Annotated in this window: 18 protein-coding genes; 10 read left to right on the plus strand and 8 right to left on the minus strand. The window is 64.5% G+C overall.

Features of this window, described 5'->3' with window-relative positions; translation table 11 throughout:
* The first annotated feature begins 13 nt into the window (after positions 1–13).
* From V6M37_RS09005 to V6M37_RS09030, 6 genes are all read left to right on the plus strand, one after another.
* The gene (locus tag V6M37_RS09005; RefSeq protein ID WP_332672457.1) at positions 14–616 is read left to right on the plus strand and encodes an NADH-quinone oxidoreductase subunit J; all 603 of its coding nucleotides are present in this window, start codon (positions 14–16) and stop codon (positions 614–616) included.
* Positions 617–659: 43 nt separating this feature from the next.
* On the plus strand, positions 660–965 hold the full coding sequence (gene nuoK / locus V6M37_RS09010) for an NADH-quinone oxidoreductase subunit NuoK (protein ID WP_442881001.1): 306 nt from the start codon (positions 660–662) through the stop codon (positions 963–965).
* Positions 966–977: 12 nt separating this feature from the next.
* Positions 978–2,999, plus strand: coding sequence for an NADH-quinone oxidoreductase subunit L (gene nuoL, locus V6M37_RS09015; RefSeq protein WP_332672460.1), 2,022 nt, complete (start codon positions 978–980; stop codon positions 2,997–2,999).
* A gap of 69 nt (positions 3,000–3,068) precedes the next feature.
* On the plus strand, positions 3,069–4,550 hold the full coding sequence (locus tag V6M37_RS09020) for an NADH-quinone oxidoreductase subunit M (RefSeq protein WP_332672462.1): 1,482 nt from the start codon (positions 3,069–3,071) through the stop codon (positions 4,548–4,550).
* Between the two features lie 37 nt (positions 4,551–4,587).
* The gene (gene nuoN, locus V6M37_RS09025; RefSeq protein WP_332672464.1) at positions 4,588–6,057 is read left to right on the plus strand and encodes an NADH-quinone oxidoreductase subunit NuoN; all 1,470 of its coding nucleotides are present in this window, start codon (positions 4,588–4,590) and stop codon (positions 6,055–6,057) included.
* Positions 6,035–6,649 carry an NUDIX hydrolase gene (locus V6M37_RS09030; protein WP_332672466.1) on the plus strand — a complete coding sequence of 205 codons (615 nt, stop codon included), beginning with the start codon at positions 6,035–6,037 and terminating at the stop codon, positions 6,647–6,649. The genes nuoN and V6M37_RS09030 overlap by 23 nt, the downstream gene beginning before the upstream one ends.
* Positions 6,650–6,839: 190 nt before the next feature.
* Here V6M37_RS09030 and V6M37_RS09035 read toward each other — a convergent pair whose 3' ends face one another.
* From V6M37_RS09035 to V6M37_RS09045, 3 genes are all read right to left on the minus strand, one after another.
* On the minus strand, positions 6,840–9,719 hold the full coding sequence (locus tag V6M37_RS09035; protein WP_332672468.1) for an adenosylcobalamin-dependent ribonucleoside-diphosphate reductase: 2,880 nt from the start codon (positions 9,717–9,719) through the stop codon (positions 6,840–6,842).
* Between the two features lie 278 nt (positions 9,720–9,997).
* Positions 9,998–10,849: an HDOD domain-containing protein gene (locus tag V6M37_RS09040; protein WP_332672470.1), complete on the minus strand. Its 852-nt coding sequence runs from the start codon at positions 10,847–10,849 to the stop codon at positions 9,998–10,000.
* Positions 10,849–11,865 carry a cation diffusion facilitator family transporter gene (locus V6M37_RS09045; RefSeq protein ID WP_332672472.1) on the minus strand — a complete coding sequence of 339 codons (1,017 nt, stop codon included), beginning with the start codon at positions 11,863–11,865 and terminating at the stop codon, positions 10,849–10,851. The genes V6M37_RS09040 and V6M37_RS09045 overlap by 1 nt, the downstream gene beginning before the upstream one ends.
* Before the next feature lie 136 nt (positions 11,866–12,001).
* Here V6M37_RS09045 and V6M37_RS09050 point away from each other — a divergent pair, with 136 nt between their 5' ends.
* Positions 12,002–12,853 (plus strand): endonuclease/exonuclease/phosphatase family protein, encoded by an 852-nt coding sequence (locus V6M37_RS09050; protein WP_332672474.1) that lies wholly within the window; start codon positions 12,002–12,004, stop codon positions 12,851–12,853.
* 10 nt (positions 12,854–12,863) lie between these two features.
* Here V6M37_RS09050 and V6M37_RS09055 read toward each other — a convergent pair whose 3' ends face one another.
* From V6M37_RS09055 to V6M37_RS09070, 4 genes are all read right to left on the minus strand, one after another.
* On the minus strand, positions 12,864–13,658 hold the full coding sequence (locus V6M37_RS09055) for a DUF2189 domain-containing protein (RefSeq protein ID WP_332672476.1): 795 nt from the start codon (positions 13,656–13,658) through the stop codon (positions 12,864–12,866).
* 64 nt (positions 13,659–13,722) lie between these two features.
* On the minus strand, positions 13,723–14,532 hold the full coding sequence (locus V6M37_RS09060; protein WP_332672477.1) for an alpha/beta fold hydrolase: 810 nt from the start codon (positions 14,530–14,532) through the stop codon (positions 13,723–13,725).
* A 2-nt stretch (positions 14,533–14,534) separates the two neighbouring features.
* Positions 14,535–15,839: an O-acetylhomoserine aminocarboxypropyltransferase gene (locus V6M37_RS09065; RefSeq protein WP_332672479.1), complete on the minus strand. Its 1,305-nt coding sequence runs from the start codon at positions 15,837–15,839 to the stop codon at positions 14,535–14,537.
* 30 nt (positions 15,840–15,869) lie between these two features.
* On the minus strand, positions 15,870–16,085 hold the full coding sequence (locus tag V6M37_RS09070; protein ID WP_332672481.1) for a YdcH family protein: 216 nt from the start codon (positions 16,083–16,085) through the stop codon (positions 15,870–15,872).
* A 235-nt stretch (positions 16,086–16,320) separates the two neighbouring features.
* Between V6M37_RS09070 and greB the strand changes: the two genes are divergently transcribed.
* Together greB and htpG are read left to right on the plus strand one after the other, a co-directional pair.
* Positions 16,321–16,875 carry a transcription elongation factor GreB gene (gene greB, locus V6M37_RS09075; protein WP_332672483.1) on the plus strand — a complete coding sequence of 185 codons (555 nt, stop codon included), beginning with the start codon at positions 16,321–16,323 and terminating at the stop codon, positions 16,873–16,875.
* Between the two features lie 100 nt (positions 16,876–16,975).
* The gene (gene htpG, locus V6M37_RS09080; protein WP_332672485.1) at positions 16,976–18,925 is read left to right on the plus strand and encodes a molecular chaperone HtpG; all 1,950 of its coding nucleotides are present in this window, start codon (positions 16,976–16,978) and stop codon (positions 18,923–18,925) included.
* Positions 18,926–18,979: 54 nt separating this feature from the next.
* Here the strand turns inward: htpG and V6M37_RS09085 are convergent, their stop codons facing one another.
* Complete coding sequence (locus V6M37_RS09085; RefSeq protein WP_332672487.1) at positions 18,980–20,305, minus strand: chloride channel protein; 1,326 nt, start codon at positions 20,303–20,305, stop codon at positions 18,980–18,982.
* 308 nt (positions 20,306–20,613) lie between these two features.
* Here V6M37_RS09085 and V6M37_RS09090 point away from each other — a divergent pair, with 308 nt between their 5' ends.
* Complete coding sequence (locus V6M37_RS09090) at positions 20,614–21,129, plus strand: MarR family winged helix-turn-helix transcriptional regulator (protein ID WP_332672489.1); 516 nt, start codon at positions 20,614–20,616, stop codon at positions 21,127–21,129.
* Positions 21,130–21,159: the final 30 nt, after the last annotated feature.

Raw genomic sequence — 21,159 nt, forward strand, 5'->3', positions numbered from 1 at the left:
CACAATACAGAACATGGAATTCAAGACCTTCGTCTTTTACGTTCTCTCCGCGATCATGGTGTTCTCGGCGCTGAGAGTCATTACCTCTCGCAATCCGGTTCAGGCCGCATTGTTCCTCGTGCTGGCGTTTTTTACCGCGGGCGGCATCTGGCTGTTGCTCGCCGCCGAATTTCTCGCGATCGTGCTGATAATGGTTTATGTCGGCGCGGTGATGGTGTTGTTCCTGTTCGTGGTCATGATGCTGGACATCAATCTCGACCGACTGCGACAGGGCTTTTGGAGTTATCTGCCGGTCGGCGCCTTGATTGGCGTGCTGCTCGTCGTCGAGATGGCGCTCGTGCTCGGCGGCCGGTACTTCGGCCTCGAAGCGATGCCCACTCCGCCCGCCGCGCAAGGCGGGTACAGCAACACGCGCGAACTGGGGCGTCTGCTTTATACCGACTATGTTTATCCGTTCGAACTCGCGTCGCTCTTGCTGTTGGTGGCGATGATCGTTGCGGTGACGCTGACGCTGCGCAAACGCAAAGGCGTGAAGTACGTCAATCCGTCGGAACAGGTTTTGGTCAGGCGCGACGAACGTGTCGAACTGATTTCGATGTCTGCCGAGAAAGAATAAGAACAGCGGCGGCTGTGCGGCCGGTGTAATCAGGGAGTTTTTGATGCTTTCGCTTTCCCACTATCTCATTCTGGGCGCGATCCTGTTCGCGATCAGCGTGGTCGGGATTTTCCTCAACCGGAAAAACCTGATCGTCCTGCTCATGGCGATCGAGTTGATGCTGCTCGCGGTCAATTTGAACTTCATCGCCTTCTCCCACTACCTGGGCGATCTGGCAGGGCAGCTTTTTGTTTTCTTCATCCTCACCGTCGCGGCGGCCGAATCGGCAATCGGCCTTGCGATTCTGGTCGTGCTGTTCCGCAACCTGCGGACGATCCACGTGGATGATCTGGACAGCCTCAAGGGTTAAGGAAGCGTCGCGATGACGGATATGCAAAAGCTTTATCTCCTGGTGCCGCTCGCACCGCTCGCCGGTGCGATTCTCGCCGGCCTGTTCGGCAAGGCAATCGGCCGCGTCGGTGCCCACATCGTCACGATTCTCGGCGTCGCGATTGCGTTCGCCGCGTCGATCGTCATCTATCAGGACGTCCAGGCGGGCAACACGTTCAACGGCACGATCTACACATGGATGACGAGCGGGAACCTCGTTTTCGAGGTTGGCTTTCTGGTCGACTCGCTGACCGTGATGATGATGCTCGTCGTGACGTTCGTGTCGCTGATGGTGCACATCTACACGATCGGGTACATGCACGACGACCCGGGGTATCAGCGCTTTTTCAGCTATATCTCGCTGTTCACCTTCTCGATGCTGATGCTGGTGATGGCGAACAACTTTCTTCAGCTCTTCTTCGGCTGGGAAGCGGTCGGCCTCGTTTCTTACCTGCTGATCGGTTTTTGGTACGAGCGTCCGACGGCGATTTACGCGAACCTCAAGGCTTTCCTCGTCAACCGGGTCGGCGACTTCGGATTCCTGCTCGGCATCGGTCTGATCGCCGCCTATGCGGGGAGCCTCAATTACGCTGAAGTGTTTGCCCGTGCCGGCGACCTTGCTGCCCAGGACATGGCGGTGACCGGCTGGCCGCTGATGACCGCGATCTGCATCTGCCTCTTCATCGGTGCGATGGGCAAGTCTGCCCAGGTGCCGCTCCACGTGTGGCTGCCCGACTCGATGGAAGGCCCGACACCGATCTCGGCGCTGATCCACGCCGCGACGATGGTGACCGCCGGCATCTTCATGGTCGCGCGCATGTCGCCGCTGTTCGAGCTGTCGGACGTCGCGCTGTCCTTCGTGCTCGTCATCGGTGCGACCACCGCACTTTTCATGGGCTTCCTCGGCATCGTCCAGAACGACATCAAGCGCGTGGTTGCGTACTCGACGCTGTCGCAGCTCGGCTACATGACCGTCGCGCTCGGCGTGTCGGCGTACTCGGCCGCCGTGTTTCACCTGATGACGCACGCGTTTTTCAAGGCGCTGCTGTTCCTCGGCGCGGGTTCGGTGATCATCGGCATGCATCACGACCAGGACATGCGGAACATGGGCGGGCTGTGGAAATACATGCCGGTGACCTGGTTCACGTCGCTGCTCGGTTCGCTCGCGCTGATCGGTTTCCCGTTCTTTTCCGGTTTCTACTCGAAGGATTCGATCATCGAGGCCGTCCATGCCTCGACGATCCCCGGCGCGGGGTATGCGCTGTTCTGCGTGCTGTTCGGCGTGTTCGTGACGGCGTTTTACTCGTTCCGGATGTATTTTCTCGTCTTCCACGGCAAGGAGCGATTCGGCAGCAACCACGGCCAGCACGATCATCAGGGTGATCATGACGATGAGGAACCGTCGACGGACCATCATCACGGTCTGGCGCCGGGTCAGAAGCCGCACGAGTCTCCGTGGGTCGTCACGTTGCCGCTCGTTCTGCTCGCGATTCCATCGGTCGTCATCGGTTTCTTCACGATCGAGCCGATGCTGTTCGGTGACTGGTTCAAGGACGTCATTTACGTCGGCGACAATCACGTCGGGCTTTCCGAACTCGCCGCGAGCTTCCACGGCGCGATCGGCATGGGACTTCACGGGCTGCAAACCGCGCCGTTCTGGCTTGCGACGGCCGGGGTCGTGCTCGCATGGTTCTTCTACATGGTGCGCCCGGACATCCCGGCCGCGATACAGCGGACCTTCCGCCCGGTGCACGCACTGCTCGAAAACAAGTACTTCTTCGACCGATTCAACGAAATCGTATTTGCCGGCGGCTCCCGGGTGCTGGGTAAGGGCTTGTGGAAGGGTGGCGACCAGGGCCTGATCGACGGCGTCGCGGTCAACGGAACCGCGCGGCTGGTGGGGTGGGTTGCTCAGATTTCCCGGCTGTTCCAGACCGGTCATCTGTACCAGTACGCCTTCGCGATGATCATCGGCGTCTTCATTCTGCTCACTTTCTGGTTCAACCTCGGTTGAGCCGGTGATTGGAATACTGAATAACGATAAACGCGCGTCGGCGAACGACGCACTTGACGGAAAGTAACGATGACGGGTTTGCCATTTCTCAGCCTCGCGATCTGGATTCCGATCCTCGGCGGATTGCTCGTCCTAGCGACCGGTTCGGACCGTAACGCACCGCTCGCGCGGTCGCTCGCCCTGCTGGTGGCGATCGCCGGTTTCGTGATCACGCTGCCGCTATATACGCTCTTCGACGCGAGCACGAGCGCGATGCAGTTCGCCGAAGTGCTTCCGTGGATTCCGCGGTTCAACATCAACTACCATCTCGGGGTCGATGGCATTTCCGTCATGTTCATCCTGCTGAACGCGTTCATCACTGTCATTGTCGTGATCGCGGGCTGGCAGGTGATCCAGGAGAAGGTCGCGCAGTACATGGCCGCCTTCCTGATCATGTCGGGATTGATGAACGGAATTTTCTCGGCGCTCGACGCGATCCTCTTCTACACCTTCTTCGAGGCCTCGCTGATTCCGCTGTACCTCGTCATTGGCATCTGGGGCGGCGCGAACCGTGTCTATGCCGCAATCAAGTTTTTCCTCTACACACTGCTCGGTTCGCTGCTGATGCTGATCGCGCTGCTTTACCTGTTCATGGAGGCGGGCGGCAGCTTCAATATCCTCGACTGGCACCAGCTCCCGTTGGGAATGGGCGCGCAGACGCTGATTTTCTGGGCTTTCCTGATTGCGTTCGCGGTCAAGGTGCCGATGTGGCCGGTCCATACCTGGCTGCCTGACGCGCACGTCGAGGCGCCGACCGGCGGCTCGGTGGTCCTGGCGGCGATCGCACTGAAACTCGGTGCCTACGGCTTCCTGCGCTTCTCACTGCCGATCGTTCCCGACGCCGCGCAGGCGATGGCGCCGATGATGATCGTGTTGTCGCTGATCGCCGTGATCTACATCGGCTTCGTCGCGCTGGTCCAGACGGACATGAAAAAGCTCGTGGCGTATTCGTCGATTTCCCACATGGGATTCGTCACGCTCGGATTCTTCATGTTCAACCCGGTCGGCCTCGAGGGCGCGATCGTACAGATGATCTCGCACGGGTTCGTCTCGGGCGCGATGTTCCTCTGCATTGGCGTGCTGTATGACCGGATGCATTCGCGGAACATCGCCGACTACGGCGGCGTCGTGAAGACGATGCCGAAGTTCGCCGCCTTCTTCATGCTGTTCTCGATGGCGAACGCGGGTCTGCCGGGCACCAGCGGGTTCGTCGGCGAATTCATGGTCGTGCTCGGCGCGGTTCAGTTCAATTTCTGGGTTGCGTTCGCTGCCGCGATCACCTTGATCCTTGGTGCGGCCTACACCCTGTGGATGTACAAGCGGGTCGTTTTCGGTGTCGTCGGCAACGGTCATGTGGCCGAACTGGACGACATCGGCGGGCGCGAGTTCCTGTTCCTCGGCATCCTCGCACTGTGCGTGCTGGCGATGGGCCTCTACCCGTTCCCGTTCACCGAAGTGATGCACGCTTCGGTCAATGAACTCCTGCGGCACGTTGCCGTGAGCAAGCTCTAACCGAGCACGCGAGACACTTTTTCGGATTGGTCAGAAGATGAATTTCGTCATTCCCGACTTCTACCCCGCAGCTGCCGAGATTTTTGTCGCGGTGATGGCGCTGGTAATCATGCTCGCCACGACTTTCGCGCGCAGCATCGCGCGGAGTCTCGCGTACTACCTGACGCAGTTGACGTTGATTGCGGCCGCGTTCGTGACGATTGCGACGATGGACGGGCAGGTGAGCTTCACCTTCAGCAACATGTTCATTTCCGACCTGATGGGTGATTTCCTCAAGCTGGTCATCTATTTCACCGTGGCGACCGCGCTGCTGTACGGGCGCGGGTACCTCGCGGATCGGAACATCGACCGGCCCGAATACTATCTGCTGTCGTTGCTGATGACGCTGGGCATGATGGTGATGGTCACGTCGAACCACCTGCTCTCGCTCTATATCGGGCTCGAGATGATGTCGCTGTCGCTATATGGCATGGTCGCATTCGATCGCGAGTCGGCTCGTTCCACCGAAGCGGCAATGAAGTATTTCGTTCTTGGTGCGCTCGCGTCGGGTCTGCTTCTGTACGGGATGTCGATGATCTACGGCGCGACCGGAAGCCTGGAGCTTTCCGGCGTCGCGCAGTCGATCTATCACCAGGCCGCAAACAAGACCGTGCTGTTGTTCGGGCTCGTGTTCCTGCTGGCGGGCATCGCGTTCAAGCTCGGCGTCGTGCCATTCCATATGTGGGTGCCCGATGTATATCAGGGCGCCCCGACGGCCGTTACGCTGATTATCTCCTCGGCGCCGAAGCTCGCCGCATTCGCGATGGCGATGCGTTTGCTGGTGTACGGTTTGTTCGAACTAGCGGAGCAATGGCAGTCGATGCTGATGTTCATGGCGGTGCTGTCGATCATCCTCGGTAACCTCGCGGCGATCGCGCAGTCGAACATCAAGCGCATGCTCGCGTATTCCGGCATCTCGCACATGGGATTCGTGCTGCTGGGACTGCTCGCCGGGGTCGTGGACGGCGACCGCCATTTCGCGCTGAATGCTTACAGCTCCGCGATGTTCTACGCGATCTCCTACGTGATCATGACCCTCGCGTCGTTCGGCACGATTCTGCTGCTCTCCCGAGCGGGGTTCGAGGCCGAGAACATCGACGATTTCAAGGGCTTGAACAAGCGCAGTTCGTGGTTCGCGGCGCTGATGATGATCGTGATGTTCTCGATGGCCGGTATTCCGTTCTTCATCGGCTTCTTCGCGAAACTCGCGGTGCTGCAGGCAGTGGTCGCTGCCGGATACATCTGGCTGGCGGTTCTCGCCGTCGTGATGTCGGTGATCGGCGCCTACTATTACCTCCGCGTCGTGAAGGTGATGTACTTCGACGAACCGGTCGATGCCGCGCCACTGCGCGCCCCGGCCGGTGTGCGTGTCCTTCTCTCCGCGAACGGTCTCGCAGTCGCGGTGCTCGGGCTGTTGCCGCAGGGGCTGATGTCGCTTTGCGCCTATGCGCTCCTCGCCTCGCTCTGACATCGATCTGGAAGAAGCCGAACTGGAGTCGACGCCTGTTTTTGACGGGGCGTTGCTGAAGGTTCGGCGAGACCGTGTCAGGCTCCCCGACGGGAAGGAGTCGGTCCGCGAGTACGTCAGGCACCCCGGCGCCGTTGTCGTCCTCGCAGTTCTTCCGGACGGGGCGTTGTTGTTCGAACGTCAGTACCGGTACCCGTTGCGCCGGGTCTTCCTCGAGCTGCCGGCGGGAAAAATCGACGCCGGTGAGGACGTGCTCGAATGTGCCCGCCGCGAGCTCCGTGAGGAGACCGGCTACGAGGCGGCGCAATGGCAGTATCTCGGCGTGATGCATCCTTGCATCGGCTACTCCGACGAACGCATCGAGATCTTTCTCGCGCGCGGACTCGCGCACGTCGGACATGCGCTCGACGAGGGTGAATTCCTCGAAGTCCTCAGTCTCACCGTCGACGAGGCGATCGCCGCAATCGACGCCGGAGACATTACCGACGGCAAGAGCATCGTCGCACTATTCAAGGGGTTCGCGGCGCTGGGCCTGTCGCTCGTCTCGGCACCTCAGGCGGACATCGCGGGCGGCGCGGGGTCGCCGGCTTAGTCTCCACCTCAAGACTGGCGGCGACGCCGGCGGTGCCGATCCGAAACCGGAAAAACAAGCTGCGAGGTTGCGGGCCTCGGGGCGAGTAGGGCCGGTTTGAAACCGCGTCTGGATTCCCCCTTCCGCTGCTGCGGTGGCTGCGGCGTCTTTAACGGACTCGGCAGCGGAAGGGGGGATGCGGCGCCGTTGCTCAGCCGCAGGTGCCGACGGCGCCGCACGCGGTGCAGAAGTCGCAGCCGTCCTTGCGGATCACCGAGTAATTGCCGCATTCGACGCACAGCGCGCCCTGCATCACTTTCGGATCGCTGGTTTCGCGCGGCGCTTCGAGGATCCCCATTTCACGCACCGGGTATCCCTTCTCGTCCAGCACGCCGAGCATCGCGTAGCGGTGGATGATCAGCTGTGCCATGTAGGCGACCGTGCTGGGGTAGTTCTGCTGGCGCTTCGTGCCCGGGACGAACGCCATGAAATCGCCGAGCGGCTCCGGGTAGTTCAGGAGCTTGCGCAGCTTCATGCCGATCCATGCCGGATCCATCACGCGCATGTCGAGCGACAGGATGCGCGTGAGTCCGTCCAGTGCGCGCGGGTAGTTGCCGGACAACCACACGGAGTACGGGCGTGTCATCCCGACCGAGAAGCCGTCCTGCGCCGGCAGCGTGATTTCCTTCAGGCCGAGCACGAAGTCTTCGCCGGTGGCCGGGTTCTGGATATCCACCGTCCAGGACAGCGTGCCGTCGGTGCCGGTCTTCGGTTCCTGCAGGCTGAACAACGTGTCCAGAACCGGCGTTGCGCCCCCTTCGGTCAGCGCGCCGAGTTTTTCGCAGCGGTAGCGGACGACCTGGGCGAAAGCGGAGACGGTGCCGGGGAAGAGCGTCTTCTCGCCGTGCGGCGGGAAAGGCATCTCGAAGGACTTTTCGCCGATCGTCTTCGCCAGCGTCTCGAGTTTGAGCTTGAGCCAGCCCTGGTCGTTCGCGCGCATGTCCATCGACAGCGTCTTCGCGACGGCGCCGAGGCCGCGCGGCTGGTCCGCGCCGTTGACCCACACTTCGAACGGGAAGCCGCCGTGGCCGTTGTTCTCGATGTGACCGACGAACAGCGCGAAATCGCCCTGTGGCGTATCGAGCATGTAGGTCCAGGCGAGGTTGCCGTCGGGCAGCTCCGGGCGGCCCGGCCAGCGCAGGCTCGACAGGACCGGTGCCGGAAGGCTCTTGATCGCGAGACGCTTGTTCGGGCCGGACAGTTCGACGTCCTGCGGCTGCTTCTGTTCGTTCGACGGCGTCACCGACAGGACCGCGCCTAGCACCGAGTTCGGGCGGTAGGTCGCGAGTCCCTTCAGACCGGCTTTCCATGCCGTCAGGTAAAGGTCCTCGAATTCGGCATACGGATAGTCCTCGGGGACGTTCACCGTCTTGGAGATCGACGTGTCGACGTACGGCGCGACCGCCGCGACCATGTCCTTGTGCGCCTGGGCGGAGATTTCGAGCGCGGTCACGAAATACGTCGGCAGCCTGTCTGCGTTGCCGCCGATGTGCCGGTACAGCCGCCACGCGTAGTCCTCGACCGCGTATTCCTTGTAGGTGCCGTCGCCCATGCGCTTGCGGCGGGTATAGGTGTACGAGAACGGCGGCTCGATACCGTTGGACGCGTTGTCGGCGAACGCGAGCGAGATCGTGCCGGTCGGTGCGATCGACAGCAGGTGCGAGTTGCGCACGCCGTGCTTGCGGATCTTGTCCTTGACCTCGGCCGGCAGCCGCGACGCGAAGTTGCCGCCCGACAGGTACAGGTCGGCATTGAACAGCGGGAACGCGCCGCGCTCGCGCGCGAGTTCGGCCGATGCAAGATAGGCGCGGTCGCGCATGTACTCGGAGATTTTCGCCGCGACCGCGCGCGCCTCGTCGGTGTCGTAGCGCTTGCACAGCATGATCAGCGCATCGCCGAGGCCGGTGAAGCCGAGGCCGACGCGACGCTTCGACTGCGCTTCGTTCTCCTGCTGCTCGAGCGGCCAGTGCGTGACGTCGAGCACGTTGTCGAGCATGCGGATCGCGACGTCGATGACCTTGCCGAACGCCGCGTAATCGAACTCCGCCTTGTCGGTGAACGGCTGCTTCACGAACGGCGTCAGGTTGATCGAGCCGAGGTCGCAGCAGCCGTATGGCGGCAGGGGCTGCTCGGCGCACGGGTTCGTCGCCTCGATCGTCTCGCAGTAGTACAGGTTGTTGTCCTGATTCATGCGGTCGAGGAAGAGGATTCCCGGCTCGGCGTGGTTGTACGTCGAGCGCATGATCTGGTCCCACAGCTCGCGCGCCGGTAGTTTGCGGTACACCCACAGCCCGTCGTCACGCTGGTAGGCGCCGCCGTCCTTGAGCTCGTCGATGGGCTCGGCCTTGTGCGTGAGCTCGACGTCGGTGTTCGAGTCGACCGCCTTCATGAACGCGTCGGTGACGCCGACGGAAATGTTGAAGTTCGTCAGGTCGCCGTGGTCCTTCGCGTGGATGAATTCCTCGATGTCCGGGTGGTCGCAGCGCAGCACACCCATCTGCGCCCCGCGACGGGCGCCCGCGGACTCGACGGTCTCGCATGAGCGGTCGAACACGCGCATGTACGAAACCGGGCCGGAAGCATTCGACAGCGTTCCCTTGACCAGCGCGCCCTTGGGGCGAATGCTCGAGAAGTCATAGCCGACGCCGCCGCCGCGGCGCATCGTCTCCGCGGCCTGCGCGAGCGCGGTGTAAATCCCGGGCCGGCCGTCGACCGCTTCGGTCACCGAGTCGCCGACCGGCTGCACGAAGCAATTGATCAGCGTCGCCTGAAGGTTCGTGCCGGCAGCGCTGTTGATGCGCCCGGCCGGGACGAAGCCTCGCTCCTGGGCCTCGAGGAACTTCGCCTCCCAATGTGCACGCTTGTCTTCCGCTTCAACGGCCGCGAGCGCGCGGGCCACCCGGGCGCGCACTTCCGCCACGCTACGCTCGTCGCCTTTGGCGTATTTCTCGACCAGAACTTCGCCGGAAATCTCCTGGGCTGCTAGCGTGGATGCGTCGGTCTTGACTTTTGCCTGGATCGTCGTGCTCATTTGTTTCGTCCGTTTCAGGAGTTTCGGATGCGTCGAAGAATAGGCGTTAACGGCAAGATATGCAAAAAATTAAAATGTAGAAAAAACAACGAGATAATAATTTCGACAGTGTGTCAATATGTCGAAGCACACTATATCTAGTAGCCGAAAAATTGGCGTGATCGGCGTGGAAACCGCGCCGGACAAGGCGTTCCGGCCGCCCGGTCACGGGCACGGCGGAACGGGCGGGCAAAAAAATTCCTGCGGCGCGATCTGGCATACTTCGGCGGGGCTCCCCGTCAGCGTCGGGGTGGAAAGAACAGCGCGATATAGCCCGCGAGGTTGAGTTCGGCGTCCTCGCGGATCTTCGCCAGCGCTTCCGGGCTCATGTCGAGCTGGGACCAGATGACCGGGTCGATTCCAGCGAGCGCCGTCTCCGTCGTGTCGCGATTCAGGTCGGCGGCCGCGAGGTGGGCGGCAACATGAACGATCGCGGCTTCGTAAGCATGCTCGCCGCCGAGCCGCGGGTTGAACTGGGCGCCCGTGATCCGTGCGAACGCGCCCGGCAGCTTCCATCGCTCCATCAGCGCGGCGCCGACTTCGGCGGAATCGCAGCCGACGATGCGGCGTTCCGCTTCGTGAAGGCGCTCACCGCTTTCTTCGCTGGCCGCCCGCGACGCCGCCGCAGCGTCGGGCGCCACCTGATACATCACGAGGTGCCCGAGGTCGCTGAGCAGTCCGACGACGAAGAGCCTTTCCGCGGAGGGGAGCTTGCGCGCTCGCCCGATCGCCCGCGCGGCGAGCCCACGCATCACGCTGCGGCGCCAGAAGCGGGCGAGATCCAGCTGAGCTGGATCGAGCCGCGCGAACGTCGATCCGAGCGACATCGCGAGAACCAGGTCATGCGCCTGCTGCAAGCCGAGCAACACGACCGCCCGGTCGGCCGTCTCGATCGGCCTGCCGTAACCGTAGAACGCGCTATTGACGACGTGAAGAAGGCGCGCCGTCGTCGCCGGATCGCCGGAGATCGCCGTTGCCACCGCGGTGAGGGAGCCGTCCGGAGCGTCGAGTTCCTCGCGGATGCGCAGGTACACCGACGGCAGCGAAGCGAGCGCTGCGAGACCGGTGACGAGTTCTGGGGCGGAAGGCATTAGGCGTGTCCTTGTCCTTGTCCTGGTCCTGGAAGATCGGCCGCCCGTGCCGGCGAGCGGGCCGCGAAAGTGACGACTTGGCCGGGAAGGGGTTCGGGCTGAAGCGTGACGTGCGCGATGCCGAACCGGTCGTTCAACAGATTTTGCAGGCGCGCGAGCGTGTCAGGCCAGTCCCGTCCGGTGCGCACGACCACGTGGGCGGAAAGAGCGACGTGGTTCGAATCGAGGCTCCATACGTGGAGGTCGTGAATCGAATGGACGCCTTCGACGCCCGCCATTGTGCGGCCGATTTCGGGCAGCGAAAGGTCGTCCGGGACCCCTTCGAGCAGCGTGTGCGCGGCGGTGCGAAGCAGCTTGAGCGTCGACGCGAGGATCAGGCCGCAAATCAGCATCGACAGCAACGGGTCGACCGGGAGCCAACCCGTATAGGTGATGACGAGGCCGGAGACGAGGGCCGCGACCGAACCGAGCATATCGCCCATCACGTGAAGCAGCGCGCCTCGCGTGTTCAGGTCGTCTTCGCCGTGCGACAGGAGCCAGGCCACGAGGAGATTGATCGCGAGGCCGATCGCCGCGACGAGCGTCACCGCGGCACCGGCGACCGGCCGCGGGTCGAGCAGTCGTTCGACCGCGTGCCAGCTGATCAGAATGACGAGCACCAGCATGAACAGCCCGTTGAGCAGGCCGGCGAGCGTTTCGAACCGGCGAAGGCCGTACGAATGCCGCACACTTGCCGGGCGACGGGAAACGACGGCGGCGACGGTCGCGAGCGCGAGCGCGAGGCTGTCGGTGAGCATGTGGCCGGCGTCCCCGACGAGCGCGAGGGATCCCGACCACCAGCCGGCGACCGCTTCGACCGCGGCGAAGGTCAATGTCATCGCCAGCGCCCACGGGAGCGCCCGGCCGGTGTGCGCGGCGTGCGCGTGGCCGTGATGCGAGCGCGTCGCGTGGGCGTGGCCGTGGTGCGAATGGCCGGGATGTCCGTGATCGTGCGGGTGCGGCGAAGCCATCGTCATCGTGCGAAATTCGCGGAAAGAAGCGGCGCGTTCAGCCGGTCGGGCATTCGAATTGCCGGAGTCGGAGGGCACGCGAAGCCGTTGGTGCCAGCAGGTCGAGCGCGGTCCGGTTTACCATCGAGGCGGAGACTACACCATGCGCATCATCAGCTGGAACATTCAGTGGGGGCGCGGCGCCGACGGCCGGGTCGACCTCGGGCGGACGATAGCGGCGATCGGTGAAACCGGTGGGGCCGACGTGATTTGTCTGCAGGAAGTCGCGCAGAGTTTCCCCGGTCTCCCCGGTGGCCACCGCGAAGACGGCGTCGCGATCCTCTCGGAAGCGTTTCCGGATCACGAGCCGGTGTTCGGCCCGGGGGTCGATGTGCCGGACGGCCGGGGAGGGCGCGCCCGTTTCGGGAACCTGATCCTGTCGCGGCTGCCGGTCGGCCAGGTGTTTCGCCACCTATTGCCGTGGCCCGTCGATCCGGGCGTGCCCGGGATGCAGCGATGCTGTATCGAAGTCGTGGCGCAAGCGCCGTCGGGACCGCTGCGCGTTCTCACGACGCACCTCGAGTATTACTCGCAGCGGCAACGGGCAGCGCAGGTCCGCGCGCTGCGGGCGTTGCAGGACGAGGTCGCGGCCCATGCGCGGGCGGCTGCGGTCGGCAAGGAGTCGAACCCGATCTTCGCCGCGCGCCCGCGGCCGTCGAGCGCGGTGCTCTGCGGCGATTTCAACTGCGAACCGGGTTCGGCGGAATACGCGCAGATGCGCGCCGATCCTCGCGCGGACGTGCCGGAATGGCGTGACGCGTGGGAAGTCCGGCATCGCGGTCGCGAGCACGCGCCGACCGTCGGGCTGCACGGCGCCGAGTGGCCCGGCCGAAAATACTGCTGCGACTACGTCTGGGTGTCGGAAGACCTCGCGCCGCGCGTCGAGGACGTCTCGATCGCCGCCAACACGGCAGCATCGGACCACCAGCCTGTGCTGCTCGAACTTCGCGACTGAAACCGCTTTCTCATCCGCCATCGGCGAGCGGGACGATGAGGTCGCGATAGGCGTGCCAGGTGGCATGTCCGACGATCGGCATCAGCACGACCAGACCCAGGTGGAAGCTCATGAACCCGATCACGGTCAGCGTGACGATGATGAGCGCCCAGACGATCATCGAGGCCGGATTGCGCGCGAGGGCACCGATGCTCGCGAGCATCGACGAAACCGCGTCCTGGTTCCGGTCGAGCATCAGCGGCACGGAGATCACGCTGACCGCGAACACGACCGTCGAAAACAGCAGTCCGACGCCGAAATAAACGAGCAGGAATTCCAGATTTTCGAACGCGAGCAGTTGCGTCAGGAAGCCGGAGAGATTCGGCATCTCGTTCGTGTAGAACAGCGCAAAGACGACGAGCGAGGCGCGCGCCCAGACGAGAAACACGATGCCCAGCACGACTGCGAAGATGCCGATGTTGCCGGCGTTGCGCTTCCAGACGGTGAGGGTCGGCGCGAGTGCGCAGCGGCTGCCCTGCTCGCGGCGGCGGCTGATTTCGTAGAGGCCCATCGCGAGGAAGGGGCCGACCAGTAAAAAGCCCGATGTCAGCGCCGCGGTGTATTGGTAGGCGTGCTCGAATACGAACGTGATCAGAAGTCCCATCGCGGAGAAGCAGAAGCCGTAGAACAGGCTCGGGACGGGGCACGCTGCGAAATCGGCGAATCCTTTGCGGATCCAGCGCAAGGGCGCGGCGGCCCCGACGTCGCGGACGGTCGGAAAGACCGGTTCCTCCACGGCGAATTTGGCATCGTTGGGCTGGGACATGTCTCTCTCCTGGGGTCGTTATTGTCCGTACAGCGCAGGCTTGCCGCCCTTTTTGTCTTATTCGTTATTTTTCGTCGAGCATCCTCCGGATCGCAGCGCCGACGGCCGCCGGCGCCTCGGCCATCATCGCGTGCCCGGCCCCGGGGATGACGGCCACGCGAGCCCCTCCCGGCACCTTCGTCAGCGCCTCCTGCAAGGGTTTGACCGCGCGGTGCGGCGTCATCTGGTCCCGCTCGCCGCACAGCAGCAAGGTCGGGCAGAGGACTTCCGCCGCCGCGTCGAGCCCGCGCTGGTAGCCATTGCATGCGGCGAGATCGTTTGCCAGCACGCCTTCCGGCTGGCGCTCCATCAGGCGCAGGTTCATCGTGGTCAGTCGGACGCCGGGGGATGCGCTCGCGCCGAGCTGCGACGCCGGGGTGTACGACCACTGGTTGATCATCGCGTGGGCGGTGCCCGGTGTCTCGCGCGCGGCCTGGAGCAGCGGGTCGGCGACCGGCATCGGCACCGCGCTGCCGATCAGGATCAGCCGGCTGACGCGAGCGGGCATCTGCGTCGCGGCATGGAGTGCGACGAGCGACCCCATGCTGTGGCCGACGAGGGCGGCACGATCGACGCCGAGCGCATCGAGCAGCGCCGCGACCCACTCGGCGAGTGATTCCACCGACGCGAGGGAAGGCCCGCCGGAGCGCCCATGGCCGGGGAGATCCGGTGCGACGACCGAAAAACCGTGATGGGCCAGCTGGCGCGCCTGGAAATTCCACACGCTGTGGTCGTGGCCGGCGCCGTGGATGAGCACGACGACCGGCAGCCCGGCGTCGAACGGGCGGCCGCCGGTATAGACGAAGACTGAAGACGAGGCGATCGGGATTTCCATCGCTATTTCTGCATCGCGCGTTCCGCGCCGTACAGCCCGCGGTCCAGGTCTTCGATCAGGTCGGCGAGGTTCTCGAGGCCGACCGACAGCCGGACCGTGCCTTCACCGATTCCCGCCGCTTCGAGATCCCGTGGCGACATGCGGAAATGGGTCGTGCTCGCCGGGTGGATCACGAGCGATTTCACGTCGCCGACGTTCGCGAGGTGGGAAAAGACCCGCAAGCTTTCGATGAACGCCCGCCCCGCGACCTGCCCGCCGCGCAAGTCGAAGGACAGCACCGCGCCCGCGCCGACCGGCAGCAGGCGGGCGGCGAGTTCGTGGTCGCGATGCGTGGCAAGTCCCGGGTATGCGACGCGCTCGACGAGCGGGTGGCCGGCGAGATGCTCGGCGACGGCGCGAGCGTTCGCAACGTGGGCACGCATACGCAGCGGCAGCGTTTCCATCCCCTGGAGGATCTGGAACGCATTCATCGGCGACAGGCAGGCGCCAAAATCGCGCAGACCTTCGCGCCGTGCGCGAAGCAGGAAGGCCGCGATCGGGGACTCCTCAGCGAAGTTCATCCCGTGAAAACCATCCCAGGGGTCGGTGAGCGTCGGAAAACGCCCGGAGGCTTCCCAGTCGAACCTGCCGCCATCGACGAGCAGGCCGCCGACGGCGACGCCGTGGCCGCCGAGGAATTTCGTCGCCGAGTGCAGCACGAGGTCGGCTCCGAGCGACAGCGGACGCTGCAGCGTCGGCGTGACGAGGGTCGCGTCGACGAGGAGCGGCACGCGGTGTTCGTGCGCGATCTCGGCGACGACCGGGATGTCGAGGACGTCGAGCCCTGGGTTGCCGAGCGATTCGCCGAACAGCAGCCGGGTTTCGGGCCGCAGCGCTCGCCGCCAATGGTCCGGGTCGCGCGGATCGACGAAGGTGGTCTCGATGCCGAAACGCGGCAGCGTGTAGCGGAGGAGGTTGTGCGAGCCGCCGTACAGCGAGCGCGACGCGACGATGTGGCCGCCGGCGCCCATCAGCGTTGTGATCGCGAGATGCAGCGCCGCCTGGCCGCTCGCGACTGCGACCGCGCCGACGCCGCCTTCGAGCGCGGCGATCCGTTCTTCGAGCACCGCGTTCGTCGGATTCGAAAGGCGGGAATACGCGTGGCCGGGGCGTTCGAGATTGAAAAGCGCGGCGGCGTGATCCGGGTCCGGAAACACGTAGCTCGTCGTGAAGTAGATCGGCGCCGCGCGCGCGCCGAAGTCCGAGTCCGGTGACTGGCCCGCGTGCAGCGCGAGGGTTTCAGGGCCGAAAGTCCGGGGTTGTGTCATCGGCGTAAGGGCGCTTTTTCGGGTCCGTGGTCAGGCGGGCTCGTCGGGCTCGAGCATGCGCTCGATGACCGAGATGCGGTCCTTCAGCGCGAGCTTGCGCTTCTTCAGTCGGCGCAGCAGCAGTTCGTCGTCCTGCGGCGCCCCCCCGAGGCGGGCGATCGCGTCGTCGAGATCCCGGTGCTCGGCTCTGAGCTCCGCCAGGCGCGTCTGAAGACTGGTTACGTCGTCGAATGCTTCCTCGCTCATCTCGGACCTGTGCGGCTGGGCGACGGGGCGCCATTGAAGGGAAATCGGTGCTGTATGGTATGCGCCGACGCTGGGAATGACAATTAGCCCGGCGCGGTCCGGGCGGGAACCCTGCCGGCCGGTGACGTCCAATATCGCGCTGGAGATCGGTTTATGATCAGCCCTTTCCGCGCGACGCCCGCGTCCGCGCCCCGTGGGCCCGCCCCGAGAAACTTTTCTGAAAGCAGAACACATCGTGAACAAGGCGTTTGTCAAGGAAGGCGAAGGTTCCGAGGAAGACGACGAGGTGCCTGCGGGCGTCCGCCTGCCGCCCGGCACCAGGAATTACATGACGCGGCACGGCTATGAGGCGCTGAGGAGCGAACTCGACCACCTCGTGCGGACGGAGCGGCCGAAGATGGTCGAGACCGTCGCATGGGCGGCATCCAACGGTGACCGCTCGGAAAACGGCGACTACATCTATGGCAAGAAGCGGCTGCGTGAAATCGACCGGCGCATCCGCTTCCTGATCAAGCGCATCGAATCGGCCGAGGTCGTCGATCCGGCCGACCAGCGCGGCATGGACCAGGTGTTCTTCGGCGCCACCGTCACGATCGCCGACGTCGACGACGGCGACGAGCAGACCTGGCAGATCGTCGGCGTCGATGAAGCGGACGCGAGCGCCGGCCGGATCAGCTGGATTTCGCCGTTGGCGCGCGCGCTGCTGAAAGCGCGCGAAGGCGACGCGGTGCGCTTCGCGAGCCCGGCCGGCCCGCGTGAAGTCGAGGTCGTCGAGGTGCGCTACATCTGACGGAGGGGATCCGCTGGCGCGCGGATTCGTTCCGGGCACTTGAAATCCGGCCCGGCCGCTCCCATTTGCGGCCAGTTGAACAGCAAACGGAGTTGCATCCATGACGAATGAGCACGCCGCCGGCGCCCAGACCCTCAATTTCCAGGCCGAGGTGAAGCAGCTGCTTCACCTGATGATCCACTCGCTATATTCGAACCGCGAGATCTTCCTGCGCGAGCTGGTCTCGAACGCGTCGGATGCCTGCGACAAGCTGCGCTTCGAGGCGCTCGACAAGCCCGAGCTCTTCGAAGGCGACGGTGAGCTCGCGATCCGCGTGTCGTTCGACAAGGACGCGAAGACCGTCACCGTCGCTGACAACGGCATCGGCATGAGCCGCGACGAGGCCGTCGCGCACCTCGGCACGATTGCGAAGTCCGGCACGAAGGAGTTCTTCTCTCAGCTCACCGGCGACCAGAAGAAGGACGCGCACCTGATCGGCCAGTTCGGCGTCGGTTTCTATTCGGCCTTCATCGTCGCCGACAAGGTCACGGTCGTGACGCGCCGCGCCGGGCTGCCGGCCGCCGAAGGCGTGAAGTGGGAATGTTCGATGGTCGGCGAGGCCGCGGGCGAATACACCGTCGAGCCGGTCGAGAAGGCCGGCCGCGGCACCGAGATCACGCTGCACCTGCGCGAAGGCCAGGACGACCTGTTGTCCGGCTGGAAGCTGCGTGGCCTGATCCGCAAGTACTCCGACCACATCGTCCAGCCGATCCTGATGAAGAAGGAGGAGTGGGATAAGGACAAGAACGAGCAGGTCACGACCGACGAGGACGAGACCGTCAACCAGGCGAACGCACTGTGGACGCGCGCCCGCAACGACATCACCGAGGACGAGTACAAGGCGTTCTACAAGCACGTCGGCCACGACTTCGACGAGCCGCTCGCGTGGTCGCACGCGCGAGTGGAAGGCCGCCACGAATACACGCAGCTCCTCTACATCCCGTCGCACGCGCCGTTCGACATGTGGGACCGGAATGCACGCCATGGCATCAAGCTGTATGTGAAGCGCGTCTTCATCATGGACGACGCCGAGAAGCTGATGCCCACCTACCTGCGCTTCGTGCGTGGCGTCGTCGATTCGGCCGACCTGCCGCTCAACGTATCGCGCGAGATCCTGCAGGAAAGCAAGGACATCGACACGATCCGCGCCGGCTGCACGAAGAAGGTGCTCGGCCTGCTCGAAGACCTCGCGACGAGCGAGGACGCGGCCGAACGCGAAAAGTACGCGACCTTCTGGGAGGAGTTCGGCAAGGTGCTGAAGGAAGGCGTCGGCGAGGACTTCGCGAACAAGGAGAAGATCGCCGGCCTGCTGCGCTTCGCCTCGACGCATGACGACACGCCGGGCGAGACGGTGTCGCTCGCCGATTACATCGGCCGCATCAAGGAAGGCCAGAACAAGATCTACTTCGTCACCGCGGAATCCTTCAACGCCGCGAAGAACAGCCCGCACCTCGAGATCTTCCGCAAGAAGGGCATCGAAGTGCTGCTGCTCTCGGACCGCGTCGACGAATGGGTGATCGGCAACCTGACGGAGTTCGACGGCAAGCCGCTCGTCTCGGTCGCGAAGGGCGGCCTGGATCTGGGCAGCCTCGAGGACGAAGCCGAGAAGAAGGAAGCCGAGCAGGCCGCCGACGAGTACAAGGAACTGCTCGAGAAGATGAAGACGAGCCTCGGCGAGCGGGTTAAGGAAGTGCGCGTCACGCACCGCCTGACCGACTCGCCCGCCTGCCTCGTCGCCGACGAGCACGACATGGGGATGAACCTCGCGCGCATCCTGAAGGCCGCGGGACAGAACGCGCCGGCGTCGAAACCGATCCTCGAGATCAACCCGCAGCATCCCGCGGTGATGCGCCTGAAGTACGAGGACAAGCAGTTCGACGACTGGGCCTCGGTGCTGTTCGACCAGGCCTTGCTCGCCGAAGGCGGCACGCTCGACGACCCGGCGACCTTCGTCAAGCGCATCAACCAGCTGATGATGGCGATGAGCGGGGGAGCGGCGAACGCGAGCTGACGCGTAGCCCGGCCATCCGACGATGACGCCAGGCCTCGGTGCCTGGCGTTTTTTTTATCTCTCGGGCGCCACCGCGCGCGGCGGAGGCCGGGGGCTTTCGTCGCGGGCCTGCGATTCGGCGTGGCGCAGCGCCGCGAAGGAGAGCGCGTGGTAAAGCGGGATCGGCGCGACCGATTTCGAGAAACCGTGCGCGACGACGGCCGTCGCCATCAGCGGCAGCAGCATCTCGTGGTTCGCCGTCATCTCCATGACGATGACGAACGACGTGATCGGCGTCTGCGTCATGCCGGCGAGGAAGGCGACCATCCCGAGCACGAGGATCGTGGAACTCTGCTCGCCGGGCAGAATCAGCGCGAGATCCGCACCGAGGCCGGCGCCGACCGCGAGAGCCGGCGCGAAGATGCCGGCGGGAATCCGGCTGAGGAACGCGAGCCAGATCACCAGCATCTTCGCGATCAGGAAATACGCCGGCAGGTCGGCCACACCTTCGAGTGCCGCCTTCGACTCCGCATAGCCGGTGCCGTAGGTGAGCCCCCCGGTCGCGAGGCCGACGAGCGCGGTGCCGAGTCCGCATGCGGCGGCGAACGCGATCGGCCGGACACGGGCGAACTGGCCGATGCTGCCAGGCAGGCCGCGCGACGATGCGATCAGCAAGCGGCTGAAGAGCCCGCCGAGCACGCCGCCCGCCGCGCCGCACATCAGCAGCGGCCACAGACCGGCGGGCCACGTCAGCGAAGAGGGCGTGCGGCCGAAGTAGGTGTAGTTGCCGAGCACGCCGAGCGACATCAGGCCCGCGAAGATCACCGCGATCAGCGTCGTGCTGTTCGCGCGAAACGGGCGATGCCGGCACATCTCCTCGATCGCGAACATGATGCCCCCGAGCGGCGTGTTGAACGCCGCGGCGATTCCGGCGCCGCTGCCGGCGACGATCAGGTCGCGGCTCGACGCAATCCACCTCGTCTTTCGCCCGGCCAGCATGTGCATGACCGACGCGCCGACCTGCACCGTCGGCCCCTCGCGGCCGACCGATCCCCCCGCGAGAAGGCCGCCGAGAGTCAGTACGACCTTCGCGATTGCGAGCCGCAGCGACAGCAGCTTATGCCGGACGCGCGGGTCGTCGACGAGGGAGGCGGCGATCGCCTGCGGAATTCCGCTGCCCTGCGTCCCCGGGAAGAAGCGCTGCGCGATCCACGCGAGGAACGCGAACCCGGCGGGGGCGATCAGCAGCGAAAGCCACGGAGAGACTTGCATCATGCTGCGGTGAGTGTCGATCACGATTTCGGCGCCGATCGCGAAGACGATCGCGATGAATCCGGCCAGCAGCGCGGTGCCGACGAGCAGTATTCGCCGGCGCCAGCGCCGGATCGAGAGCCAGGGCATCGCGTAGCGGCGGCCGCCGCGCGCGAACCGTCGGAGCGCGCGCTCAGGGAGGGTTTCGCTGTCTCGAATCGAATCGCGTTGCACGATGTTCGGGCTGGAGAGGTTCAACGAACTGTCGGTGACCGGCGCCGTCTTATCAGACGACCGGGACGGGGCGCCGGGTCGCGGACGACCCCAGCATGTACTCCCGCATACCCCGAATGCCGTACGCCCGTCGCGGCGTTGCGCTACGATACGCGTGCACACGGCAACGTGTTTACGTTTTTTACAAATATTTTCTCTGCAAATATAGTTGGAGCCCATGATTCATGTCGCAAGAGCAGTCCTCGGCCTTGGCAAAATCGTCGGAACGCAAGCCATCCGTTTCGCCGCTGTCGGTCTTGCAGCGTTTTCGGGTGCTCATTCGCACGGCCCAGCGACACTCGCAGTGGATCGAGCGGCAAAGTGGCGTGACGGGTGCCCAGCTGTGGGCGCTGCAGGAGCTGAAGGAGGTTTCGGGTCTGCGCGTCGGGGAGCTGGCTGGAAGGATGGCGCTGCACCAGTCGACCGCGTCGAACATGGTGGACAAGCTCGAGTCGGCCAAGCTGATCCGCAAGGAACGCACGAGTGTCGATCAGCGCGTCGTGCGTCTGTATCTCACCGATGCCGGCAGCGATCTCCTGAAGCGTTCGCCGTCGCCGGCGCGTGGCGTCTTGCCGGAAGCCTTGCGCCTTCTGGACGAAGAGGCGCTGATGCGCCTGCAACGCGAACTCGACGTACTGCTGCGACAGATCAAGGACCTGGATGAAGGCTTCGGCATGCAGCCTCTGCCCTTCACCGAATAGCACACGGCGCCGGCGGTCTATCCGGCGACC

Origin of the sequence: Aromatoleum sp. (assembly GCF_036675785.1) — a bacterium.
GTDB lineage: Bacteria > Pseudomonadota > Gammaproteobacteria > Burkholderiales > Rhodocyclaceae > Aromatoleum.